The organism is Anaerotignum propionicum, assembly GCF_024461735.1.
Taxonomy (GTDB): Bacteria; Bacillota; Clostridia; order Lachnospirales; family Anaerotignaceae; genus Chakrabartyella.
The window spans coordinates 106,591-125,921 of the sequence record NZ_JANGAD010000003.1; the positions used below are offsets into that span (position 1 = coordinate 106,591).

Below are 19,331 nucleotides of genomic sequence, written 5' to 3' on the forward strand. Positions count from 1 at the left end.
GGGTGTTTTTCTGTTTAAGAGGTACTATTTTGAAACTTTGGTTTCATCTGAAAACAACAGTATTGACTATAGAAGATGCTCTTCTAAATCTCACATTCCTAAGAACTAGACCAAGTCTAAAACCTTCTTGCACCGCATAGGACAAGAGGGTTTTTTATATAAATGGAGTAGGAGACTAGGAGGTATTTTATGTTTACACCAAAAGAACTGGAAGACTTGAAACAAGTGGATCCCCTTACAGTGAATCTTGACGATTTGATAGATATTAATGATGTAAAAATACAAAATGAACTTCCAAGAGAAGAAAGAATTGCCGATTTTATCAGACAAATTAAGAATCCGTATTTATTTAAGTGTGGGAATGTCGTTGTTAAAATTGAGTTTTCTGATTCTGTAACAACTCTGACTGAGCAAATGAAGCAATATATGAGAATGTTTTAGTGACTCAAGATTTGTCTAAGCACAAAAAAAGCAGTTTTACCCTTGTTTACTGCCTATTTATACAAATTAGGGAGGGTTTTTATGTATCAGAATGAAACACCCAAGGGGTATCGGGCGGGTATTTATTTACGTTTATCTAAAGAAGATGGAGATACATTTGAAAGCAATAGCGTGCAGAATCAAAGAGAGATGATTCATTCATATATAAAGACTGAAAAAGATATTCGTATTGTCAGTGAAAAAGTCGATGATGGCTTTAGTGGGGTTACTTTTGAACGTCCTGCATTTCTGGAACTTCTGGAGGAAATCAAAAGTGGGGCTGTAAATTGCGTGATTGTGAAAGACCTCTCTCGTTTTGGCAGGAATTATATTGAAGCAGGAAAATATATTGAGCAGATTTTCCCTTTTTTAGGAGTACGTTTTATTGCGATTAATGACAATATTGATACTGCCAAAGATAACGGATATACAAACAGCATGATTGTACCTTTTAAGAACTTATTAAACGATGCTTATAGTCGGGATATCTCCATAAAAGTTAGGTCACAATTGGAAATGCGGCAAAAGCGAGGTGACTTTGTTGGGGCATTTCCTGTTTATGGATATATTCGTGATTTGGAGGATAAACATAAGCTGAAACTTGATGAAACTGCGGCAGAAATCATTCGGAAAATATTTGCTATGCGAATGGAAGGATATAATAATTTATATATTGCTGATTATCTAAACCGTGTCGGGGTTCCATCTCCCATGGAGTATAAAGCATTAAAAGAAGAACGTTTTTTTACTTCATTTAAACTGAATCCCAAAGCAAAGTGGTCTCCTATGGCGGTGGATCGTATTCTAAAAAATGAACTATACACAGGGAATATGGTTCAAGGAAAAGAAACAACGTTGAACTATAAAGCAAAAAAAAGGGTGGAGAAATCCAGAAAAGATTGGATTCGAGTTGAAAATACCCATGATGCCATCCTTCCCAAGGAGTATTTTGCCATTGTACAGCAAATGATGATGAATGATACACGAACATCTCCTGTAAGAGACGATCTTTATTTGCTTTCTGGAATGCTAAGGTGCGGTGGTTGCGGAAGCGGTATGGTACGGAAAATCGTGAAGGCAAGGGGAACTACATATATTTATTATATTTGTTCCAAAAATAAAGAAGATAAAAACCAATGCTCCAGCCATAGAATCCGAGAGGATGCTGTTTTAGAGGCTATTTCGGCATTATTGCAAAAGCACAAGGCCATTTTTAATCAGTTAAATGGGGAAAGCATTGAAGGGAAGGATGCGTCAAATCAACTTGAAATTCAAAAAATATCAGTGCAGATAAGCTGTAAAAAAGAAGAATTGAAAAAATATCAGGCCTTAAAAAATTATATATATGAGGACTACAGAGATGGTACTTTGACAAAGGCTGAGTTTCAAAAAATGAAGGAATATTATGAAAAACTATGTCTGGAGGTTGAAACAAACATTCACTATTTAATGATGGAAAAAGAAAATCTGGAGAATGCTAACTTACAGCAAAAGTTGTATAGGATGGAAGGGGGAAAAAGGGATTTTACCGAGGAATTAAGAAGGTCTTATTTGGTTTTGATGATAGATAAAATCATTGTTTTGGAGGGAAAAAAGATAAAAATAATACTGCGCTATCAGGATGAAGCTCTAAACAGTGATAGAACCCAATAAATCCTTTTATTTCTATAGTAAAGGGGCAGTAAAAATGGCAAGAAAAAGCAGGAAAAACTTGGAGCATGAAGTGATACAAGAATCCATGCACTATCACACCGGTATCTATGCAAGGCTTTCAGTGGAGGATACTCTTTCTGAGGGAAGCTCCATTGAAAATCAAATCTTAATAGGACGAAGATTTATAGAGGAACAGAAAGACCTGATATTTGTAGAAAGCTATATTGATAACGGACAAACAGGCACGCATTTTAATAGGCCTGCTTTTTTAAGGTTGATGGAGGATGTGGAAGCGGGGCGGATTCAATGCATTGTCGTTAAGGATTTTTCTCGATTTGGCAGAAACTATCTCAAAGTTGGAGAATATTTAGAGAACATTTTTCCCAGCAAAAACGTGAGATTTATTTCTATAAATGATTATTTTGATAGCAATGTGAAAGGAAAGCAGGACGATTTCATCGTACCACTAAAATCGATATTACACGATAGCTATGCAAAAGACATCTCCAAGAAAGTCAGTACATCCATAGACGTAAAGAAAAGGAATGGGATTTTTATGAGTGGGAAGCCCCCCTATGGTTATATTCGTTCAAAAACCCATCCGTATCATTTAGTCATACAAAGGGAGCAGGCTGTAGTTATAGAAAAAATATACCGATGGAGGTTGGAGGGGGTAGGGGTTTCTATCATAGCTGATAGGTTGAATGATATGGGGATTCCTACTTGGAGCAAACTTTATTTGAAGCAGTCTGACAAAACAAATAAAAGCCTTTGGCATGGCTCTACTATTACAAATATATTGAGAAACCCCTGTTATTTGGGTTGCCTTGTGGAACGCAAAACAGAGAAGGTTTTATATAAGGGAAGTGTAACCAAAGTGATTCCTGAGGAAGAACGGAATATGATTGAACATACCCATGAACCAATAATACCCCCAGAAATTTTTTTTCAGGTTCAAACCATCATGAATCAAAGGGGTGAGAAAATTGACTCCGAAAATTGGGATATACCTCCGTCTTTCTGATGAGGATGGAATCGGTAAGGAAAGCGATAGCATAAAAGGACAAAGGGAAATCATTCATAATTACTTATCAAAAAACAAACAGCTTGCATCTTATGAAACATTGGAGTTTTGCGATGACGGTTTCAGCGGTACTGATTTTCGTCGTCCAGGGATAACAGAACTTCTTAAACAGGCCCAAGAGGGTAAGATTTATTGCATCATTGTTAAGGATTTTTCTCGATTTGGCCGAAACTATATTGAGGTAGGAAGCTATTTGGAGCAGGTTTTTCCATTTTTAGGTGTTAGGTTTATTTCTGTAAATGATGATTTTGACAGCAGTAATGTTTCTGGTAATGGGGCGTTTATGGGAACAGCATTTCAGAATTTAATCTATGACCTTTATAGCAGAGACCTCTCTCTAAAAATTTCCAGTGGAAAGCGGGTAAAGGCGGGGCAAGGCAAGTTTATAAATGCCTTCGCACCCTATGGCTATCAAAAATCCAAGGAGCAAGGGCTTTTCATTGATAAAGAGGCAGCACCTGTTGTAGAAAAGATTTTTGACATGGCTTTACAAGGAATACCAAAGGCCGAAATTGCTCGCACACTGAATAAAGAGCGTGTACCCAGTCCTTTATTGTTACGAAAAATCCGGAAAGAAAAGCTTTTCTGCCATTGTGTAAATGAGGAATATTTGTGGCACCCTGCAACCATATCAAAGATTTTGAAAGACCAGCGCTATGTGGGGGATGGGGTATATGGACGGGTGAGACCAAAAGCAATAGGCAGTGGATTAAGCAAAAATGTGTCAAAAGAGGAATGGATTGTTGTTCCCAATACCCATGAAGCCATTGTGAAAAGAGACGTATTTGAAAAAGTAAATGCTGGCTTTAAAAGCTATCATCCAAGAAAAAATACAGAGGTATATCCATTATGGAAAAAGGTTCGGTGCGGTGTTTGCAATTACGGAATACCCAGAAAAACTTCTGAAAAGGATAATCCCTCGAAGGCGACCTATTGCTGTACTGCCTCCAGGTACTCGGAAAAATGTTCTTGTTATAGTGAAAAAATTGAGGAAGTTTGTATTACCAATGCTATTTTAGGTTGTTTAAATCAATTTTTTGAATTGATAACAGATGAGGTGTTGGAAGAACATCACCGAAAGCAAATAGAAAACAAAATACAAACTGCAAAAAAAATAATTACACAAAGTGAAAGAAACCGAAAACAAATGGCTCTTGCACAGATAAAGCAATATGAAGCATATAGAGAAAAAAAAGTAGATAAAAAGATATTTTCAGAAAAAAAAGCAGAGCTTCAAAAAAGAATTTTGGAAACAGAGGATGTTTTAGAACATGAAAATGATAGGCTTGGGATTTTGCAGAAAGAGTTAGAGGACACTTTCAACAAAGGTAAATTAAATTTGTTTGCAATCATAACAAGAGAAATGGTTGAGACATTTGTTCATGAAATACTGATTGAGAAGAATGGCTCCATTCGAATCGTTTGGAATTTCCAAGACATGATACTGGAAAAGGATGAAATTTGTAAGGAGATTCATGTTAAATAAGAGTTTGATAATTGTTTAGCCCTATAATATCAGAAGAGTATGAACGGGATATTCCTAAGCGTTCTGCAATTTCTTGCTGGGTTAAAATGTCTTGATTGGATAAACCGTATCGTAGAATAATCACTGTCCTTTCCCTAGGGGTGAGGACGGTTTTTATTGCGTCTACCATTTTTTCCGATTTGATGGAAAAATCAATGGCTTCCACAAAATCAGGATTATCGCTGTTGATGATATCCAGCATGACAATTTCATTCCCATCTCGATCAGTTCCAATGGGTTCATGGAGAGAAATGTCATTTTGATATTTTTTACCACTCCTTAACCACATTAACAGTTCATTTTGCACACACTTTGCTGCGTATGACACAAGCCGCACATTTTTTTCTAAATTATAAGAATCTACAGCTTTGATTAAACCAATTATGCCGATTGAAATAAGTTCTTCAGGTTCGCGTGCGCTGCCGGAATATTTTTTTGCGATGTGAGCCACTAATCGAAGGTTATGAAGTATTAATTTATCTTTAGCTTCCTTTTTTTCTTCCTCGGTTCCTGATTGATAAAGTTTTAGATAGTAGGCCTCATCTTCTTTTGATAGTGGTTTTGGAAACGCGCCGGAAGAGGAAAAGGCAAATAAAAATGGCAAAACAGCAAAAAAAGCGAACACACACTCACCCCCGAAAGATTGAAAATGCTCTGAAACCATGGTATAGAGTTATTGTATGTTGCAATTTTGCGTTGCGTGCGTGTCTGAAAAAAAGTTTTTATGTCCTTTTTTTCGAGGACATGTCGTGACAAGGGAGAATTTGATGATGGATTTTGAGAGCATAGGTCAAAAAATCATGTATAGTAATTAAGGAAGGAGGAATTTCATGGAGCTAAAATTTTTAAAACGGAACAGAACACTAATTATCAAAATAGACGGAGAGATTGACCATCATACTTGTGAGGTTTTGCGAGGGGAAACGGATCGTGCTTTTGAAAAGATGGGAGGGAAAAATATTATTTTCCGCATGGGAGGCGTTTCTTTTATGGACAGCTCCGGGATTGGCGCAATCATTGGACGGTATAAAAATATCCAAAGGCTGGGAGGCAGAATTGCAGTTGCGGAAGCGAATGAAAGAGTTGAGCAGATTTTTCGGCTGTCAGCGATGCAATCCCTTATTCCATCATTCCCCAATATAGATTTGGCTTTGGAATATGTGGAAGGAGGGAAGAATTAATGGAATATGAAAATGCTTTTCGCGTGTTTTTCGCCGCAAAATCTCAAAATGAAGGCTTAGCAAGAATTATGACGGCGGCATTTTTATCTCAATATGACCCCACGTTATCAGAAATTACTGACGTAAAGACGGCGGTATCCGAGGCGGTTACAAATGCCATTATTCATGGGTATGAGAGTAAAACCGGTGAAGTTGAGTTGTTTTGTGGTTACAGCGAAGGAAAGATTTACATAGAGGTGGCAGATCAGGGAATGGGGATTGCGGATATCAATCAGGCCCGAGAACCCCTATTTACTTCTAAACCTGAATTGGAGCGTTCGGGCATGGGTTTTACCATTATGGAAACCTTTATGGAAGGAATCAGAGTAGAAAGCAAACAAGGAGCGGGCACCAGAATTTTTATGGAGAAAACATTGACTACGGAATGAGGGGATGCCATGGATAGGACACAGGAACTCATTCGGCAGGCAAAAGAAGGCGATCGGCAGGCGAAGGAGACACTATTGCAAGAGAATGCCGGTTTGGTATGGAGCGTTGCCAGGCGTTTTCAGGGTAGAGGCGTAGAATTGGAGGATCTTTATCAAATCGGTTCAATTGGATTGCTAAAATGCATTGAAAAATTTGATTTTTCCTATGAAGTGAAATTTTCAACCTATGCCGTTCCTATGATTATTGGAGAAATCCGCAGGTTTCTAAGGGATGATGGAGCAATTAAAATAAGCCGAAGTTTAAAGGAGCTTGCAGCAAAGGCAAAAAGAATGCAAGAGAAGCTTCAACACGAAACCAACAGAGAGGTAACCTTGCAGGAATTGGCGGCTGCACTGGAGGTTGAGGTTGAGCAGCTGATTCCCGCCTTGGAAGCAAAAAAAGAGGTGGAGAGCTTAAATGCACCCATTGCCCATGAAGAGGATTTGCAGGTGCAGGACAAGCTGGCGGCTAAGGAGGATGGGGAGCAGGTAATTAATCGAATTTGCCTTATGGAGGCTTTAGATAGCTTGGAGGCAAAGGAAAGACAAATTATTGTGCTTCGCTACTTTGAGGACCGAACACAGACAGAGGTGGCTAAGCGTATGGGTATTTCTCAGGTTCAGGTTTCTCGTATTGAAAAGAAAGTTTTGGAGCGGATGAGGAAGCGGCTGTCCACTGAGTAATCTAAGAGCGGAATGAATTTCTATGTGAGAAAATGGGAAAAGGGAATGGGTTTTTAAAGGACGCATTCAATTTGAAATAAGTGAAGATCATTAGGATTTCATGAAGGGTATTGGAAGGATAGGTTTGTAAATTTTGATTACTATATAAAAAACTGTTAAGGATATGGGTGCAGTATTTGTCACATAAATATGAACAAGAGCTCATGGTAAGCATATTATGCTGTCATGAGCTCAATTTTTTTAAATTTTACTTATAATTTTCTACCACATTTGGGACAATAGGTATATTCAGGTGATCGTAAAAAGCCGCAGTCAGGGCAATGGGCGTTGTAGCTTTGCTCCATACCCACTATTTCTAAGTCATCTTCCCTTAAGGTCACGTTTTCTCCTCGTTCAATGGATTTTCCAATTTCATCAGGAATAGAGAATGTGGTTTGACAGCAGCTTGAAACGGCATAATATTTTTTTCCCCATTTGAACAAAGGAATAAAGAAAAAACTAAAATATGTGTAAACCATATAGACAGAAACACTGCCATAGCGCCCACATTTTTTGCAGATTAAAGTTTGTAAAAAGCCCAAATCTTTTTGGCCTTGGGCGATTCCCCCGATAAAAATCATAAAAAGAGCACATCCTTTGAAATATTTAATGAATTTATTTTACTTCTTATGGCTAACATGATAAAATATTTCCATAAAATTTGCAAGCTTTTCCGAAAGGAGGTAGTTTAAATGAAGGTTGCCCGTTTGGTAATGAGTGCGGTTTCTCTGGCTGTTTCAGCTGCACTTTTGACTTTATCCATTATTGATATGCTCTGTTCCGAAGAGTACTAAGATGAATTGTTTTTGCCCATGTGGGAAAAATAAAACTATGTTTTTAACATGAAATAACAGAAAATTAAGAAGTAAAATGCCGTTTTTTCTTTTTAAAAGAAGAAAAATGTGGTATCATGTTAATAGATAATTGTTTTGCCGAAATTTACAATTGTCTATTAAAAACGAGGAGGAATTTATATGGTAAAAGTAGGTATTAACGGATTTGGCCGTATTGGTCGACTTGTATTTCGTGCAGCGATGGAGCGTGGGGACGCTGATGTTGTTGCAGTAAACGATCCATTTATTGATGTGGAATACATGATCTATATGTTAAAGTATGATACAGCTCATGGTCGTTATAATGCAAAAATGGAAGAAAAAGATGGCAAGCTGATTATAAACGGTAAGGAAATTATTGTTTATAACTGTATGGATCCTAAGGAAATTCCTTGGAAAGAAGCCGGCGCTGAATATGTTTTGGAATCAACTGGTTTGTTTACAACAATGGATAAGGCAGCAGCTCACTTTAACGGTGGGGCGAAGAAGGTTGTTATTTCAGCACCATCTGCAGATGCGCCTATGTTTGTTATGGGTGTAAATCACAACACCTATACTACGGATATGAAAATTGTATCCAATGCTTCTTGTACAACAAACTGCTTGGCACCTCTAACCAAGGTTATTCATGACAACTTTGGTATTGTTGAGGGCTTAATGACAACAGTTCATTCTCAAACAGCAACACAAAAAACTGTAGATGGTCCTTCCAAAAAGGATTGGAGAGGCGGACGTGCTGCTTCTGCAAATATTATTCCTTCCTCTACAGGTGCAGCGAAAGCAGTAGGTAAAGTTATTCCTGAGATGGATGGAAAATTAACAGGTATGTCTTTCCGTGTTCCTACAATTGATGTTTCTGTGGTTGATTTGACTTGCAGATTAGAGAAGCCTGCAACTTATGAAGAAATTAAGGCTGCAATCAAAAAGGCTTGTGAAAACGAAATGAAGGGCATAATGGATTATACGGAAGATGATGTTGTTTCCTCCGACTTTTTAACCGATGCACATACATCTATTTTTGATGCAAAGGCGGGTATTGCGCTGAATGATAATTTTGTTAAGCTTGTTAGCTGGTATGACAATGAATGGGGCTATAGCAATAAAGCACTGGATTTGATTATTCATATGAACAGTGTAGACAACGCATAATAAAAAAAATAAGTTATAGAAAATGGTTCCCTCTTGTTCAAAAGTGAATGAGGGGGGACTTTTTTTTGAAAAGAGCAGATACAAAGTCTTAGAAAAACTGTATTAGAATAATAACAATTAATATATTTTTATCTTGTTGATATTTGAATGTTTTATAATAAGATTTTATTTGTTTGTTTAATCATTTTCTTTGTTTCAAAAAATGCGAATATAATATAGGACAAAAAACGTCCCACAAATTTATGCAAAAATAAGGTTTAGGACGAAAAACGTCCCGCTTTCATATCAAGTTTTCATAAACTTAAAAACATAAAATGGAAGGATTCTGGTTAGAGTTCTGAAAATTATTTATTTGCCGATTTTCAGCTTTTTTTTTTCCTAATTGTGCTACAATATTCATTGCAGAATAGTTTTTCGAACAATGAGAGGGGATACACTATGGCAATTAAGGTTGGTATCAATGGTTTCGGGCGTATCGGCAGAGTGGTTTTCAGAGTTTTAATGAACCGTCCTGAAGAATTTGAGCTTTGTGGTATAAATTTGAGAAATGCTGAATTAGACTATATGGTTTATCAGTTAAAATATGATAGTGTTTTTGGTCGCTTTAATGGAGAAATTGAAATCGGAGAAAATTGCCTCATTGTCAATGGCAGAGAAGTTCGGGTTTTCAGTGAGAGCGATGCAGGCTTAATCCCTTGGGCTGAATGTGGTGCAGAGTATATTATTGAATCGACAGGAGCATTTAATACAGTTTTAAAAGCAGGATTACATAAAATTGGTGGAGCAAAAAAAGTAATTTTAACTGCTCCATCAAAGGATGATGTTATGCCAACCTTTGTAATGGGTGTAAACCATTTAGAATATAAGAAAGATCAGGATATTGTATCCAATGCTTCTTGTACAACAAACTGTTTGGCTCCATTGGTAAAGGTTGTTCATGATAATTTTGGTATTGAGCAGGGCTTGATGTCTACCATTCACTCTGCAACAGCAAAGCAAAAGGCTGTAGATGCAAGAGCGGGACGAGATTGGCGAACAGGACGCTCTGTATTTGGCAATATTATTCCATCATCAACAGGAGCTGCAAAAGCAGTTGGACGTGTTATTCCTGAATTGCAGGGCAAACTGACAGGTATGTCTTTCCGTGTACCTACCAACGATGTTTCTGTTGTGGATTTAACAGCACGGTTAAAAACACCAGCTACCTATGAGCAAATATGTGAAAAATTAAAAGAGGCTTCTAAAACTTCAATGAAAGGTATTATTAGTTATATGAACGAAGAAATCGTTTCTTGTGACCTTTTGGGAGATCCTAATACCTGCATTTTTGACGAAAAAGCCGGAATCATCCTCGACGATAATTTTGTAAAGTTAATTGCTTGGTATGATAATGAGTGGGGTTATAGTAATAAAGTTGTTGATTTAATTGCGCATATGTATTCTGTAGATCATGCATAATTACGGTGTTCGTTTTTAATGAACACCAAAAGTAACAATAGGTGAAAGTGATCATATATGAAACTCTAGTGTAGTGATGAAAACTCCTTTCTTTATGATAAAGAAAGGAGTTTTTGAATTAATTCTATCAAATCATTCAATGAGTCACTAGAATTTTGTAAAGTATTTTCTTATTAATATTTGGTGTTCATTTTATAATCTTCAGAAACAATATATATTTAACGATAACATCCGATCTGGATGTTTTTTTGTTACGCATAAAGGAAGATGGAAGACATCAGTTGCACTTTATTTTAAGGCTAAATCAGGATTAATAAAATATTGGAAGGCTTGAATGGGCATATTAATTATAAATGAAATATAAAACATAATGCATATTTACGATTTGTGATATTTTAGCAGGAGGTTATCATTTTTTATGCATTCTATGATTGCGGACAAGAATAGTTTTGATAAAAAAAATAATCTCCTACAGACTAATTAATATAGAGAGAGACATAAATTACAAATTATAGAAAAAAATTGTACAAAAACAAACAATTATTTTCTACTAACATTTGCTTGTTTTCAATGAAAAAAGAAGGTATATTATATAATGATAGTAAGAAATGTAATTAGAATAGAGATTTTGAAAAAGAGAGCCACAGTTTTTGTCACAAAATCAGATCGTGAGGACAGCATATGCGTTGGTATAAGAAATTTAGGCATATTCTTCTGATTGCTATTATTTTTTTTGTAGTCACTTCTTTTCAAACATTTGAATATTTAAGTTATAGCAAAAGTATAATGCAAGAGCAAACAAAGATCGCGTTTCGTGAAGATGCTGAGGCAATAGGAAGTAAATTTCAGCAAAGAATGAAGCAACATTTGATTATGCTAGAGGCTTTGGCTGATTACGTTGTAAAAGAAGATGGCTTCTCAAAAGAATATATAATGCAAATCAGAGAGTTTAACACTTTATTAAGTGATTTTAAAAAAATTGCAATTGCCGATATTGAAACGGGAGAGGCTGCTTATTTGGATGGTACAATTGTGGATGTTTCCCAAAAGGGATTTTTTCAAGATGCACTTGGAAAACCTAGTAATATACAGTTCTTCCAAGAAGAGGGGCGGGGAGACAAGGAAATTATCCTAACAACACCTCTGTACTTTGAAAATAAATTAAAAGCTGTATTAATAGCCCATGTAAGTTATGAGTCCGTAGAGAAATATATTCTTTCAGATTTGTGTGAAACAGATGGATTTGTATGTGTAACAGATAAAAAAGGCAATATAATAGGCGGTAATCCAAAAAACAATCATTTTGGAGATCAAAATAATATATTTGATTTTTTCAATAAAAACAGTATTTCCTCGGAAAAAACTTTGGGGAATGGGGAAGAGAAAGAAAAATTGTTTATCTATAGCAGCGAAGGAAAGGTTTGGTATTCTTCCTATACACCCCTTCAACTAAATGGATGGAATTTATTTTATACGTTACCAGAACACATTGTTACTCAAAATGATGCTTTATTTGATGCATTACAAAAAGACTTAATTGTAAAGATGCTTTTTATTAATATTGCCGCATGTATTATCATTTATTTTTTAATCAAAAATGAAAAGGCCGCAGTTGAAAAGGAAAACAATTGCTTGAGAACCGCAGAGGAGGTTGCAGGAATGATTTCCTTTGAGGGAGATTATCGAAAAGACACCTTTGTAGTAAATAATAATTATTTTAAACAATTTGGAAGAAATCCTGTTATGCACAAAATGAGTGACTTTGCCAAGCCTCATCCATTTATCTTTGAGGAAGATAGAGAAGTTTTTATGAAATTGGGACAAGAGCTAATGAATGGTAAGGAAACGGGTAACGCGCAATATCGACTGCTAGGGAAAGATGGAAACATACAGTGGCACCAGTTTGTTTATCGTGTTTGGCACGATAGACATGGCATACCTTTAAAGTGTTATGGCATGATTGTTCCCATTGATCAGCAGATGAAGGTAATTTCAAAATTGCAAATGCAGGTAGAAAAGGATCCGTTGACAGGGGTGCTCAATCGAATGGCATTTGAAATTTATGCGAATTTAAGTCTCAATGGAGAAGCAGGGAATCAGAACCATGCGTTGCTTTTACTGGATTTGGATGATTTTAAGCAAATCAATGATGGATATGGCCATGTATTGGGGGATCACGTGCTTGTTGCAACGGCAGAGCTTTTAAAGGCATGTGTCCGAAACAGTGATTATGTTGGGCGTCTTGGTGGAGATGAATTTGCGGTTTTTCTTAAAAATGTAAATAGAGATCAGGCTGCAAAAAAAGCTGCTGAAATATGTGAAGCCCTTGAAAAAGAAGAAATGAAGTCGGATGAGGCAATTGTTACTTGTAGTATTGGCATTGCATGTTTTCCCCAAAATGGCGCTGACTTTAATGAATTATATTTGCGTGGTGATCAAGCGCTGTATAAAGTGAAGGGAAAGGGTAAAAACAGTTATATGTTAGCGGACTAGGGTCTGTATAGAAATTGGATTCTGTTTGACTGATATCAGGATATTCTTCAAAAGACTTGGAATATTTTTTAGAAAAAGACTTGCATTATGTTGGAATATATGTTAATATGGTCAAGCAGTTTTCCTTGCGGATGTGGCGGAACTGGCAGACGCACCAGACTCAAAATCTGGCGGTAGTGATATCGTGTGGGTTCGAGTCCCACCATCCGCACTAAAAGAAAGTCATGTATGTAAATTGAATTCATACATGACTTTTTTTATTGCCAGTTTAATTGGGTTGAGGTATAGTCTGTGATTCTTAGAAATTTCAATTCAAAAAAACATTTCAGGTTTCAATAAAAATAATATATCTTCCTAATTTTCCCCTCTATTCTTTTTTCTTTTCATATTCATATATATATATCTAAATAAAATTTACCTATCGGAGGATAAATAATGTGTACTTCTATAACCATGAAAACACTTGAAAATAGAAGCTTTTTTGGAAGAAACATGGATTTTTCTCATGATATTGAGCCTCATTTTTTTATAGCACCTCGGCAATACACATGGAAGAGTGCTGCAGATATGAAAAATATTACATCAAAGTATAAGTTTATAGGAATCGGTCAACAGCTTGAAGGGCTTTTAGCCTTTTTTGATGGAGTTAACGAAACAGGTTTTGCTGCTGGGGCTCTTTATTTCAGCGGATATGCAAAATATGATTCTCTATACCATAACAGAAAAAAAGTTCAACTTGCGGCTTTTGATTTTCTGAAATATTTGCTTGGAGGATGCGCAACGGTTTTTGATGTGAAGCAAGCTGTAAAGGAGGTAAGCCTTATCGGCATTGCTGATCCTGTTACAAAGACTGCCGCTCCCCTTCATTGGATTGCCACAGATAAAAGTGGTGAATGCGTGGTAATTGAGAAAACTGAAAAGGGTTTTGCCGTTTTTCAAAATAAAATTGGGGTGCTTGCCAATGCACCGGATTTTCCGTGGCATATGACAAACCTGAATAACTACACCAATATGACATCAACCCAACGTGAAGATGTTCATTGGGGAAAAATGAAGCTTACCCCGCCCAGTCAAGCAGGAGGAACCCTTGGACTTCCAGGGGGATTTGCTTCACCTGAAAGGTTCGTGCGCACTGCATTTATAAAAACCCATGCATCAACACCTCCAGATGATGATTCAGCTGTTGGACTTTGTTTTCAATGCCTCAAAAGTGTAAGCATTCCTAAGGGTGTTGTAATCACAGGGCGAAACACATCGGATTATACCTTATATACGGCTTTCATAAACCAAGAAAAGGGAGAGTATTTTGTGAATACCCATACCAATCAACAAATTTATAAGGCATCCATAAATAATGGGGAATATGGAAAGTCTCAACAAGAGCTTATTGACCTAGGGTCAATATTTAAACCTATAGAGTTTCTTTCCATTTAACACGATAATAATATGAGAATTAAAAAAATGATTTGCTGTAGTGCTGGGATTAACTTGAAGGTGAATGTCTTTCCAATTAGCATGATAATACAATAAATATAGTGTGCACAACAATATACCACTGGTAAAATAGAAGAGGTATACTGTTGTGCCTTTTTTATTGATTAGGCGGTGTGTATTAAGGTCTTTCTTACCTGTGTAAGTATGTCCATATTACGATACACTACACTAATGTGTTTAGAAGTACCAAAGTAAATAAAACACGGTTTTACATAAGGCGGTCTAGGACAAAAAAAGTATGTCCGAAAATGGCTGGAAATTGTGAGTGAAGAAGTTTATAATTTAAAAAAAGGAGGTGAGCAAGTATGCTAGACAAGGATAGTGCACTTTATGGGGCATTTATAGCAAAGGATCCGCGTTTTGATGGACGTTTTTTTGTGGGTATTTCTTCTACAGGAATATACTGCCGTCCTGTATGTCGAGCCCGACAACCAAAGGCAGAAAATTGCACTTTTTATGCTACTGCCGCACAAGCAGAACAAGAGGGGTATCGCCCCTGCCTTTTATGCAGGCCGGAACTTGCACCAGGAACCTCCATAACTGATGCCACTGCTAAGTTGGCACATAAGGCGGCAAGAGTATTGGAAGAAAAATGTGGAACGGGAGTGGGCTTAGAGGAAATTGCGGGGTTGCTTGGCTGTACGGATCGGCATTTACGCAGAGTGTTTACGAAAGAATATAATGTAACACCCCTACAGTATCTTCAAACATGTAGGTTATTGCTTGCTAAAAATTTACTTACAGACACTAACTTGAATGTAATAGATGTTGCATTGGCGTCAGGCTTTGGGAGTTTAAGGCGATTCAATGATGCTTTTAAAAAGCATTATCAACTTACCCCAACGTCATTAAGAAAACAAGCTGTAGCAGAAAATCAAAGAACAGGTGAAATTACATTAGCTTTAGGATATCGCCCGCCGTATTGTTGGGAAGAAATGCTAAAATTTTTGGCTGGTCGAGCAATTGCAGGGGTTGAAGTGGTAAAAGATGGAGAGTATTTGCGTACCGTTCATTTGAAAAATGCAAAAGGAATGTATATAAGTGGATGGTTACGGGTGGGGCACAGACCCAAAAAGAATGTTTTGAGTGTTACTGTGAGCGAAAATTTATTACCTGTACTTCCCCAAGTACTGGCAAGGATAAAGCATTTATTCGATTTATATTGCAATCCCCATGCAATCTATGAAACGTTACAGGTTATGAACAACATTCGCCCAGGCCTTTGCGTTCCGGGAATCCGTGTTCCGGGGTGTTTTGATGCGTTTGAAATGGCAGTTCGCGCGGTGCTTGGACAACAAGTCAGTGTTAAGTCAGCCAGTACATTGGCGGCTAGAATGGTTCGACAATATGGCACACCAATTCAAACTGAGATTGAGGGCTTAACCCATGCTTTTCCTTTACCTGAAGCAATAATAGGATTAGATGGGCCTATAGAAAATCATTTAGGTTCATTAGGGGTTATTGGCACTCGCGCCAGAACTATTTATGAACTTGCACAGAAAATTACTGAGGGAGAAATTGATCTAACCTTCTGCCTTCAACCAGAGGAAGAAATAAAAAAGCTAATGGACATACAGGGCATTGGAAGCTGGACAGCCCAGTATATCGCAATGCGTGCCATGGAATGGCCAGATGCTTTTCTTGAAACGGATGCTGGTGTGAAAAAAGCATTACAGCCGTTCACCTCGAAAGAATTATTAATTATGGCAGAAAGCTGGAGACCGTGGCGCAGCTATGCCACTATTAACCTTTGGAATTCACTGTAAGGAGGTATCCTATGTATTACGCAACAACGTATAAGTCGCCTGTAGGCACAATAACCATGGCATGTGACGAACATAATCTTGTTGGATTATGGAATGAGGAACAAAAATATTTTGGTGGTAGCATAGCTCAGCAAATGACCCAAAAGGAGAATATGCCTATATTTGATGTAGCTAAAAAATGGCTCGAGGCATATTTTGCAGGCGAGAAACCTGTTATTTCTGAGTTACCCTTGGCACCCATAGGGGGAGAATTTCGACAAATGGTATGGTCTATTTTATGTGAAATACCATATGGTGAGGTGATTACCTACGGTGAAATTGCCAAGAAAGTGGCATTCAAAATGAAGAAAAGCAATATGGCAAGTCAAGCAATCGGAGGAGCCGTTGGACATAACCCTATTTCTATTATGATTCCTTGCCATAGAGTTGTGGGCTCCAATGGCAATTTAACAGGATATGCAGGGGGGATCCAAACCAAAATTAAATTGCTGGAATTAGAGGGTGTGGATGTTTCCCGTCTGTTTGTACCTAAAAAGGGTTCGGCTATTTAAAGTTAATGGTTTTAGTGAGAAAGTATATTTAGTATTTTCTCCAACGCTCATTACTTTTGAAGAACTATATTTTGAAATGACAATGTTGATTGAAAATTATATTTCTATCCTAAAGTAATGAAATAGAAATACGAAAATAACCTCCCTAATGTACTTTTTATTACATTTTTTTGAAATTATGGTAAAATTAATTTATTGTACTTTCAAAGTCATTTTAGGGTGGGGGTTATAGTATGAGGGTTTACAAAGCGATAACAATCCTATGGATTTGTATAGTTCTTTGTGGTTGCGGCAGTCAGCCAAAGGAATATGTGGAAGGCTTGACATTAGCGCAGGAAAATGTTTATTTCTTTGAAGATGGAACAACTGTAGATTTATGGCGTATGGAATCCATTGGTCGAGACGTTTATATGCTTTCAGATGGCACAATCTTACTAAAGGTAGCCGATTATATTCCACCCATTGCATTAGGAGCGGATGGTGTTAAAATTTACAGCTCCCTAGATCTAAGTGAAAATGTGCAAGAAGCAGTGTTAGTTTATTTTGAAAAACAAGGCCTGCTTTATGATGTTCAAAGTGAATTGGAAAAAGCCTATACATATTATTTAAGTTGCAAACAAGAAGGCATAGCATTTAATAGTTTTTATGTAAGTCAGGAGAGGTCTTTTGTTTGTGAAAACAGCAATATTGTGTGCTTCGATACAACGGTAATAAGAGTGCGTGAAAATAGGGAAGCACAAGATATTGAATTAAGTGACATATTTGATAAAAGGACGGGAGAGCGACTAAATATTTGGGATTTATTTCTATATCCCCAAAGTGAGAGCAAAAATCGATTGGTGGATGCAATAAAAATGGATGATGAAGCTCTGTTAACAGAAATGGAGAAAGCACTTGAGGATGAATTTATTCATCCTTCTTCACGTGGATTGGTGATTACTTTTCCAGAAGGCACTTTAAAAAGTTTGGATGCTAGTTTTAATATTGAAATTGCGTATGATGATCTTAGAGGTATATTACACAGTTGGGCAATTCCATACCCTAAAGATAAATTTAAGTGAAATTTAGCTTTTCGAAAAGCAGTCTGTTTCGAGCAAAAAACTCATTTTAAGACACTTTGTTATTGACAATCATTTCTAGTTAGTATAAACTAACATCATGAATATATATTGTGCTAGATGTATATCAGAAGTACATATTTTTAGAGGAAATAACAGTATAACAGAAAAGTTAAGTAACATTAATTTGGATGAGTACCATAATTATCGAAGGTACTTTCGAATTTAAGGGGTAACTGGCCTAGAGTTAGTTTTTACTAACAAATAAGAGGTGGAAATTTTTATCTAAGAAATTAATGTTGATTACTGTATGTATTTGAATGATGGAAGGAAAGCGAAGAAAATTGAGTGCGGCTGAAAACTTTAAAACAAAAATGCAAAAGGAAATCATAATTAAAAATTTGAAACGGAATGGACACAGGCTTACAAAGCAACGGTTGACCCTCATAAACATTATCCTTGAAAACAATTGTGCATCATGCAAAGAAATATACTATAAAGCATCGAAGGTGGATCGAAAAATTGGAGTAGCCACCACTTATAGAATGATTCGATTATTAGAAGAGATTGGAGCAATCACCAGAGATAATCTTTATAAGCTAGAATATAGAATAGAGCGTAACGAAGATAAGTATTGTAACGTGAAGCTGGAGGATGGAAGCATTCACCAAATGCCCCTTAGAGATTTTGAAATTGCATTAAATGCAGGTATGTCCACCTGCGGCTTTTTTTCTGGGCATCAGGTGGTATCTGTTGAAATGAATGGAGAAAGAATCGAGTGGGAAATAGTATAATATTTCTCACTTTTTATTTAAATAATGCCAATTTACCCTAATTAATGATAAAAAATATCAATAAAGGCTGTTGGCTTTGACTAACCCCAATCTCCATTGTTACTATGATAAAAATTACAAATAATGCTAGCTGGTACAAAAGCTGTTATCAGAAATAAAAGCTGATAAGGATGTGATTTGATTGAAATATCATAGATTTTGGGCTTGGGTTTTGGTTTGCAGTTTATTAATGGTAATGTATACAGGATATAAGCATGAATAATAGGAGGGTTTTATATGTTTGATTTTGTGAATGAATCTAAAATAAGAAAGGCGGCGTATTTTGCAGGGGGAGTTCTGTTTGGCACCGCTGGGATTAAACTCCTTGCCAGCAAGGATGCAAAAAAAGTATACGTAAATAGTCTTGCGGCGGCATTGCGGGTTAAAGAGGGTGTCATGAAAACAGCGGTTACTATTCAGGAAAATGCGGAGGATATCCTTGCAGAGGCAAATCAAATAAATGAAGAGCGAATGGAAGAGGAGCTGGCATTTGAAGATAAGGCTTTTAAGGACTGGGAAGAGCAGGAAGAAAAATAATCAAAAGAATAAATTCTGTACGGGGCTGAATTTTGAAACAGCTCCG

General features: G+C 36.7%; 18 protein-coding genes and 1 tRNA gene. 17 read left to right on the forward strand and 2 right to left on the reverse strand.

Annotated elements, in window-relative coordinates:
• Nucleotides 1-189 precede the first annotated feature (189 nt).
• The 4 genes from NE558_RS05445 to NE558_RS05460 all read left to right on the forward strand — a co-directional run bounded on the left by NE558_RS05445 (nt 190) and on the right by NE558_RS05460 (nt 4,703).
• On the forward strand, nt 190-441 hold the full coding sequence (locus tag NE558_RS05445) for a DUF6870 family protein (protein ID WP_256148905.1): 252 nt from the start codon (nt 190-192) through the stop codon (nt 439-441).
• 81 nt (nt 442-522) lie between these two features.
• Entirely contained in the window at nt 523-2,133 is a 1,611-nt protein-coding gene (locus NE558_RS05450) for a recombinase family protein (protein WP_256148906.1), read from the forward strand.
• Nucleotides 2,134-2,167: 34 nt separating this feature from the next.
• A complete protein-coding gene (locus NE558_RS05455) occupies nt 2,168-3,157 on the forward strand; it encodes a recombinase family protein (protein ID WP_256148907.1) in 990 nt (329 codons plus the stop codon).
• Nucleotides 3,120-4,703, forward strand: coding sequence for a recombinase family protein (locus tag NE558_RS05460; RefSeq protein ID WP_256148908.1), 1,584 nt, complete (start codon nt 3,120-3,122; stop codon nt 4,701-4,703). Before NE558_RS05455 ends, NE558_RS05460 begins: the two co-directional genes overlap by 38 nt.
• On the opposite strand, the gene sigK is transcribed toward NE558_RS05460, so the two are convergent.
• Nucleotides 4,696-5,367: an RNA polymerase sporulation sigma factor SigK gene (gene sigK / locus NE558_RS05465; protein ID WP_256148909.1), complete on the reverse strand. Its 672-nt coding sequence runs from the start codon at nt 5,365-5,367 to the stop codon at nt 4,696-4,698. The two genes, NE558_RS05460 and sigK, sit on opposite strands and share 8 nt — an antisense overlap.
• A 205-nt stretch (nt 5,368-5,572) precedes the next feature.
• On the opposite strand from sigK, the gene NE558_RS05470 reads away from it, so the two are divergent.
• From NE558_RS05470 to NE558_RS05480, 3 genes are read left to right on the forward strand one after another with little or no spacing between them, the layout of a single operon-like run.
• Entirely contained in the window at nt 5,573-5,923 is a 351-nt protein-coding gene (locus tag NE558_RS05470; protein ID WP_066051417.1) for an STAS domain-containing protein, read from the forward strand.
• Nucleotides 5,923-6,351 (forward strand): anti-sigma F factor, encoded by a 429-nt coding sequence (spoIIAB, locus tag NE558_RS05475; protein ID WP_256148910.1) that lies wholly within the window; start codon nt 5,923-5,925, stop codon nt 6,349-6,351. The genes NE558_RS05470 and spoIIAB overlap by 1 nt, the downstream gene beginning before the upstream one ends.
• Before the next feature lie 9 nt (nt 6,352-6,360).
• Entirely contained in the window at nt 6,361-7,074 is a 714-nt protein-coding gene (locus NE558_RS05480) for a SigB/SigF/SigG family RNA polymerase sigma factor (protein ID WP_256148911.1), read from the forward strand.
• A gap of 251 nt (nt 7,075-7,325) precedes the next feature.
• Here NE558_RS05480 and NE558_RS05485 read toward each other — a convergent pair whose 3' ends face one another.
• Entirely contained in the window at nt 7,326-7,694 is a 369-nt protein-coding gene (locus NE558_RS05485) for a zinc ribbon domain-containing protein (protein ID WP_256148912.1), read from the reverse strand.
• Nucleotides 7,695-8,087: 393 nt separating this feature from the next.
• On the opposite strand from NE558_RS05485, the gene gap (NE558_RS05490) reads away from it, so the two are divergent.
• The 10 genes from gap (NE558_RS05490) (at nt 8,088) to NE558_RS05535 (ending at nt 19,285) form a co-directional block, all read left to right on the forward strand.
• Nucleotides 8,088-9,095 carry a type I glyceraldehyde-3-phosphate dehydrogenase gene (gene gap / locus NE558_RS05490; protein WP_256148913.1) on the forward strand — a complete coding sequence of 336 codons (1,008 nt, stop codon included), beginning with the start codon at nt 8,088-8,090 and terminating at the stop codon, nt 9,093-9,095.
• 438 nt (nt 9,096-9,533) lie between these two features.
• Nucleotides 9,534-10,553, forward strand: a complete 1,020-nt coding sequence (gene gap / locus NE558_RS05495; RefSeq protein WP_256148914.1) for a type I glyceraldehyde-3-phosphate dehydrogenase — start codon at nt 9,534-9,536, stop codon at nt 10,551-10,553.
• 681 nt (nt 10,554-11,234) lie between these two features.
• A complete protein-coding gene (locus NE558_RS05500; RefSeq protein ID WP_256148915.1) occupies nt 11,235-13,046 on the forward strand; it encodes a diguanylate cyclase in 1,812 nt (603 codons plus the stop codon).
• Between the two features lie 127 nt (nt 13,047-13,173).
• Nucleotides 13,174-13,257 (forward strand) — tRNA-Leu (locus NE558_RS05505).
• Nucleotides 13,258-13,481: 224 nt separating this feature from the next.
• Complete coding sequence (locus NE558_RS05510) at nt 13,482-14,480, forward strand: choloylglycine hydrolase family protein (protein WP_256148916.1); 999 nt, start codon at nt 13,482-13,484, stop codon at nt 14,478-14,480.
• 365 nt (nt 14,481-14,845) lie between these two features.
• Nucleotides 14,846-16,306: a DNA-3-methyladenine glycosylase 2 family protein gene (locus NE558_RS05515; RefSeq protein WP_256148917.1), complete on the forward strand. Its 1,461-nt coding sequence runs from the start codon at nt 14,846-14,848 to the stop codon at nt 16,304-16,306.
• An 11-nt stretch (nt 16,307-16,317) separates the two neighbouring features.
• Entirely contained in the window at nt 16,318-16,857 is a 540-nt protein-coding gene (locus tag NE558_RS05520) for a methylated-DNA--[protein]-cysteine S-methyltransferase (protein WP_256148918.1), read from the forward strand.
• A 233-nt stretch (nt 16,858-17,090) separates the two neighbouring features.
• A complete protein-coding gene (locus tag NE558_RS05525; RefSeq protein WP_256148919.1) occupies nt 17,091-17,918 on the forward strand; it encodes a hypothetical protein in 828 nt (275 codons plus the stop codon).
• A 317-nt stretch (nt 17,919-18,235) separates the two neighbouring features.
• Nucleotides 18,236-18,709, forward strand: coding sequence for a transcriptional repressor (locus NE558_RS05530; protein WP_256148920.1), 474 nt, complete (start codon nt 18,236-18,238; stop codon nt 18,707-18,709).
• Nucleotides 18,710-18,985: 276 nt separating this feature from the next.
• Complete coding sequence (locus NE558_RS05535) at nt 18,986-19,285, forward strand: DUF6110 family protein (protein ID WP_256148921.1); 300 nt, start codon at nt 18,986-18,988, stop codon at nt 19,283-19,285.
• The last annotated feature ends 46 nt before the right edge of the window (nt 19,286-19,331 follow it).

Bases quoted from the DNA above. Each gene is read 5' to 3' on its own strand.
- NE558_RS05515 (WP_256148917.1), top strand. From the start codon at position 14,846: ATGCTAGACAAGGATAGTGCACTTTATGGGGCATTTATAGCAAAGGAT.
- gap (WP_256148913.1), top strand. From the start codon at position 8,088: ATGGTAAAAGTAGGTATTAACGGATTTGGCCGTATTGGTCGACTTGTA.
- NE558_RS05480 (WP_256148911.1), top strand. From the start codon at position 6,361: ATGGATAGGACACAGGAACTCATTCGGCAGGCAAAAGAAGGCGATCGG.
- NE558_RS05535 (WP_256148921.1), top strand. From the start codon at position 18,986: ATGTTTGATTTTGTGAATGAATCTAAAATAAGAAAGGCGGCGTATTTT.
- gap (WP_256148914.1), top strand. From the start codon at position 9,534: ATGGCAATTAAGGTTGGTATCAATGGTTTCGGGCGTATCGGCAGAGTG.
- spoIIAB (WP_256148910.1), top strand. From the start codon at position 5,923: ATGGAATATGAAAATGCTTTTCGCGTGTTTTTCGCCGCAAAATCTCAA.
- NE558_RS05510 (WP_256148916.1), top strand. From the start codon at position 13,482: ATGTGTACTTCTATAACCATGAAAACACTTGAAAATAGAAGCTTTTTT.
- NE558_RS05500 (WP_256148915.1), top strand. From the start codon at position 11,235: ATGCGTTGGTATAAGAAATTTAGGCATATTCTTCTGATTGCTATTATT.
- NE558_RS05445 (WP_256148905.1), top strand. From the start codon at position 190: ATGTTTACACCAAAAGAACTGGAAGACTTGAAACAAGTGGATCCCCTT.
- NE558_RS05485 (WP_256148912.1), bottom strand. From the start codon at position 7,694: ATGATTTTTATCGGGGGAATCGCCCAAGGCCAAAAAGATTTGGGCTTT.
- NE558_RS05530 (WP_256148920.1), top strand. From the start codon at position 18,236: ATGATGGAAGGAAAGCGAAGAAAATTGAGTGCGGCTGAAAACTTTAAA.
- NE558_RS05470 (WP_066051417.1), top strand. From the start codon at position 5,573: ATGGAGCTAAAATTTTTAAAACGGAACAGAACACTAATTATCAAAATA.
- NE558_RS05525 (WP_256148919.1), top strand. From the start codon at position 17,091: ATGAGGGTTTACAAAGCGATAACAATCCTATGGATTTGTATAGTTCTT.
- NE558_RS05520 (WP_256148918.1), top strand. From the start codon at position 16,318: ATGTATTACGCAACAACGTATAAGTCGCCTGTAGGCACAATAACCATG.
- NE558_RS05450 (WP_256148906.1), top strand. From the start codon at position 523: ATGTATCAGAATGAAACACCCAAGGGGTATCGGGCGGGTATTTATTTA.
- NE558_RS05455 (WP_256148907.1), top strand. From the start codon at position 2,168: ATGGCAAGAAAAAGCAGGAAAAACTTGGAGCATGAAGTGATACAAGAA.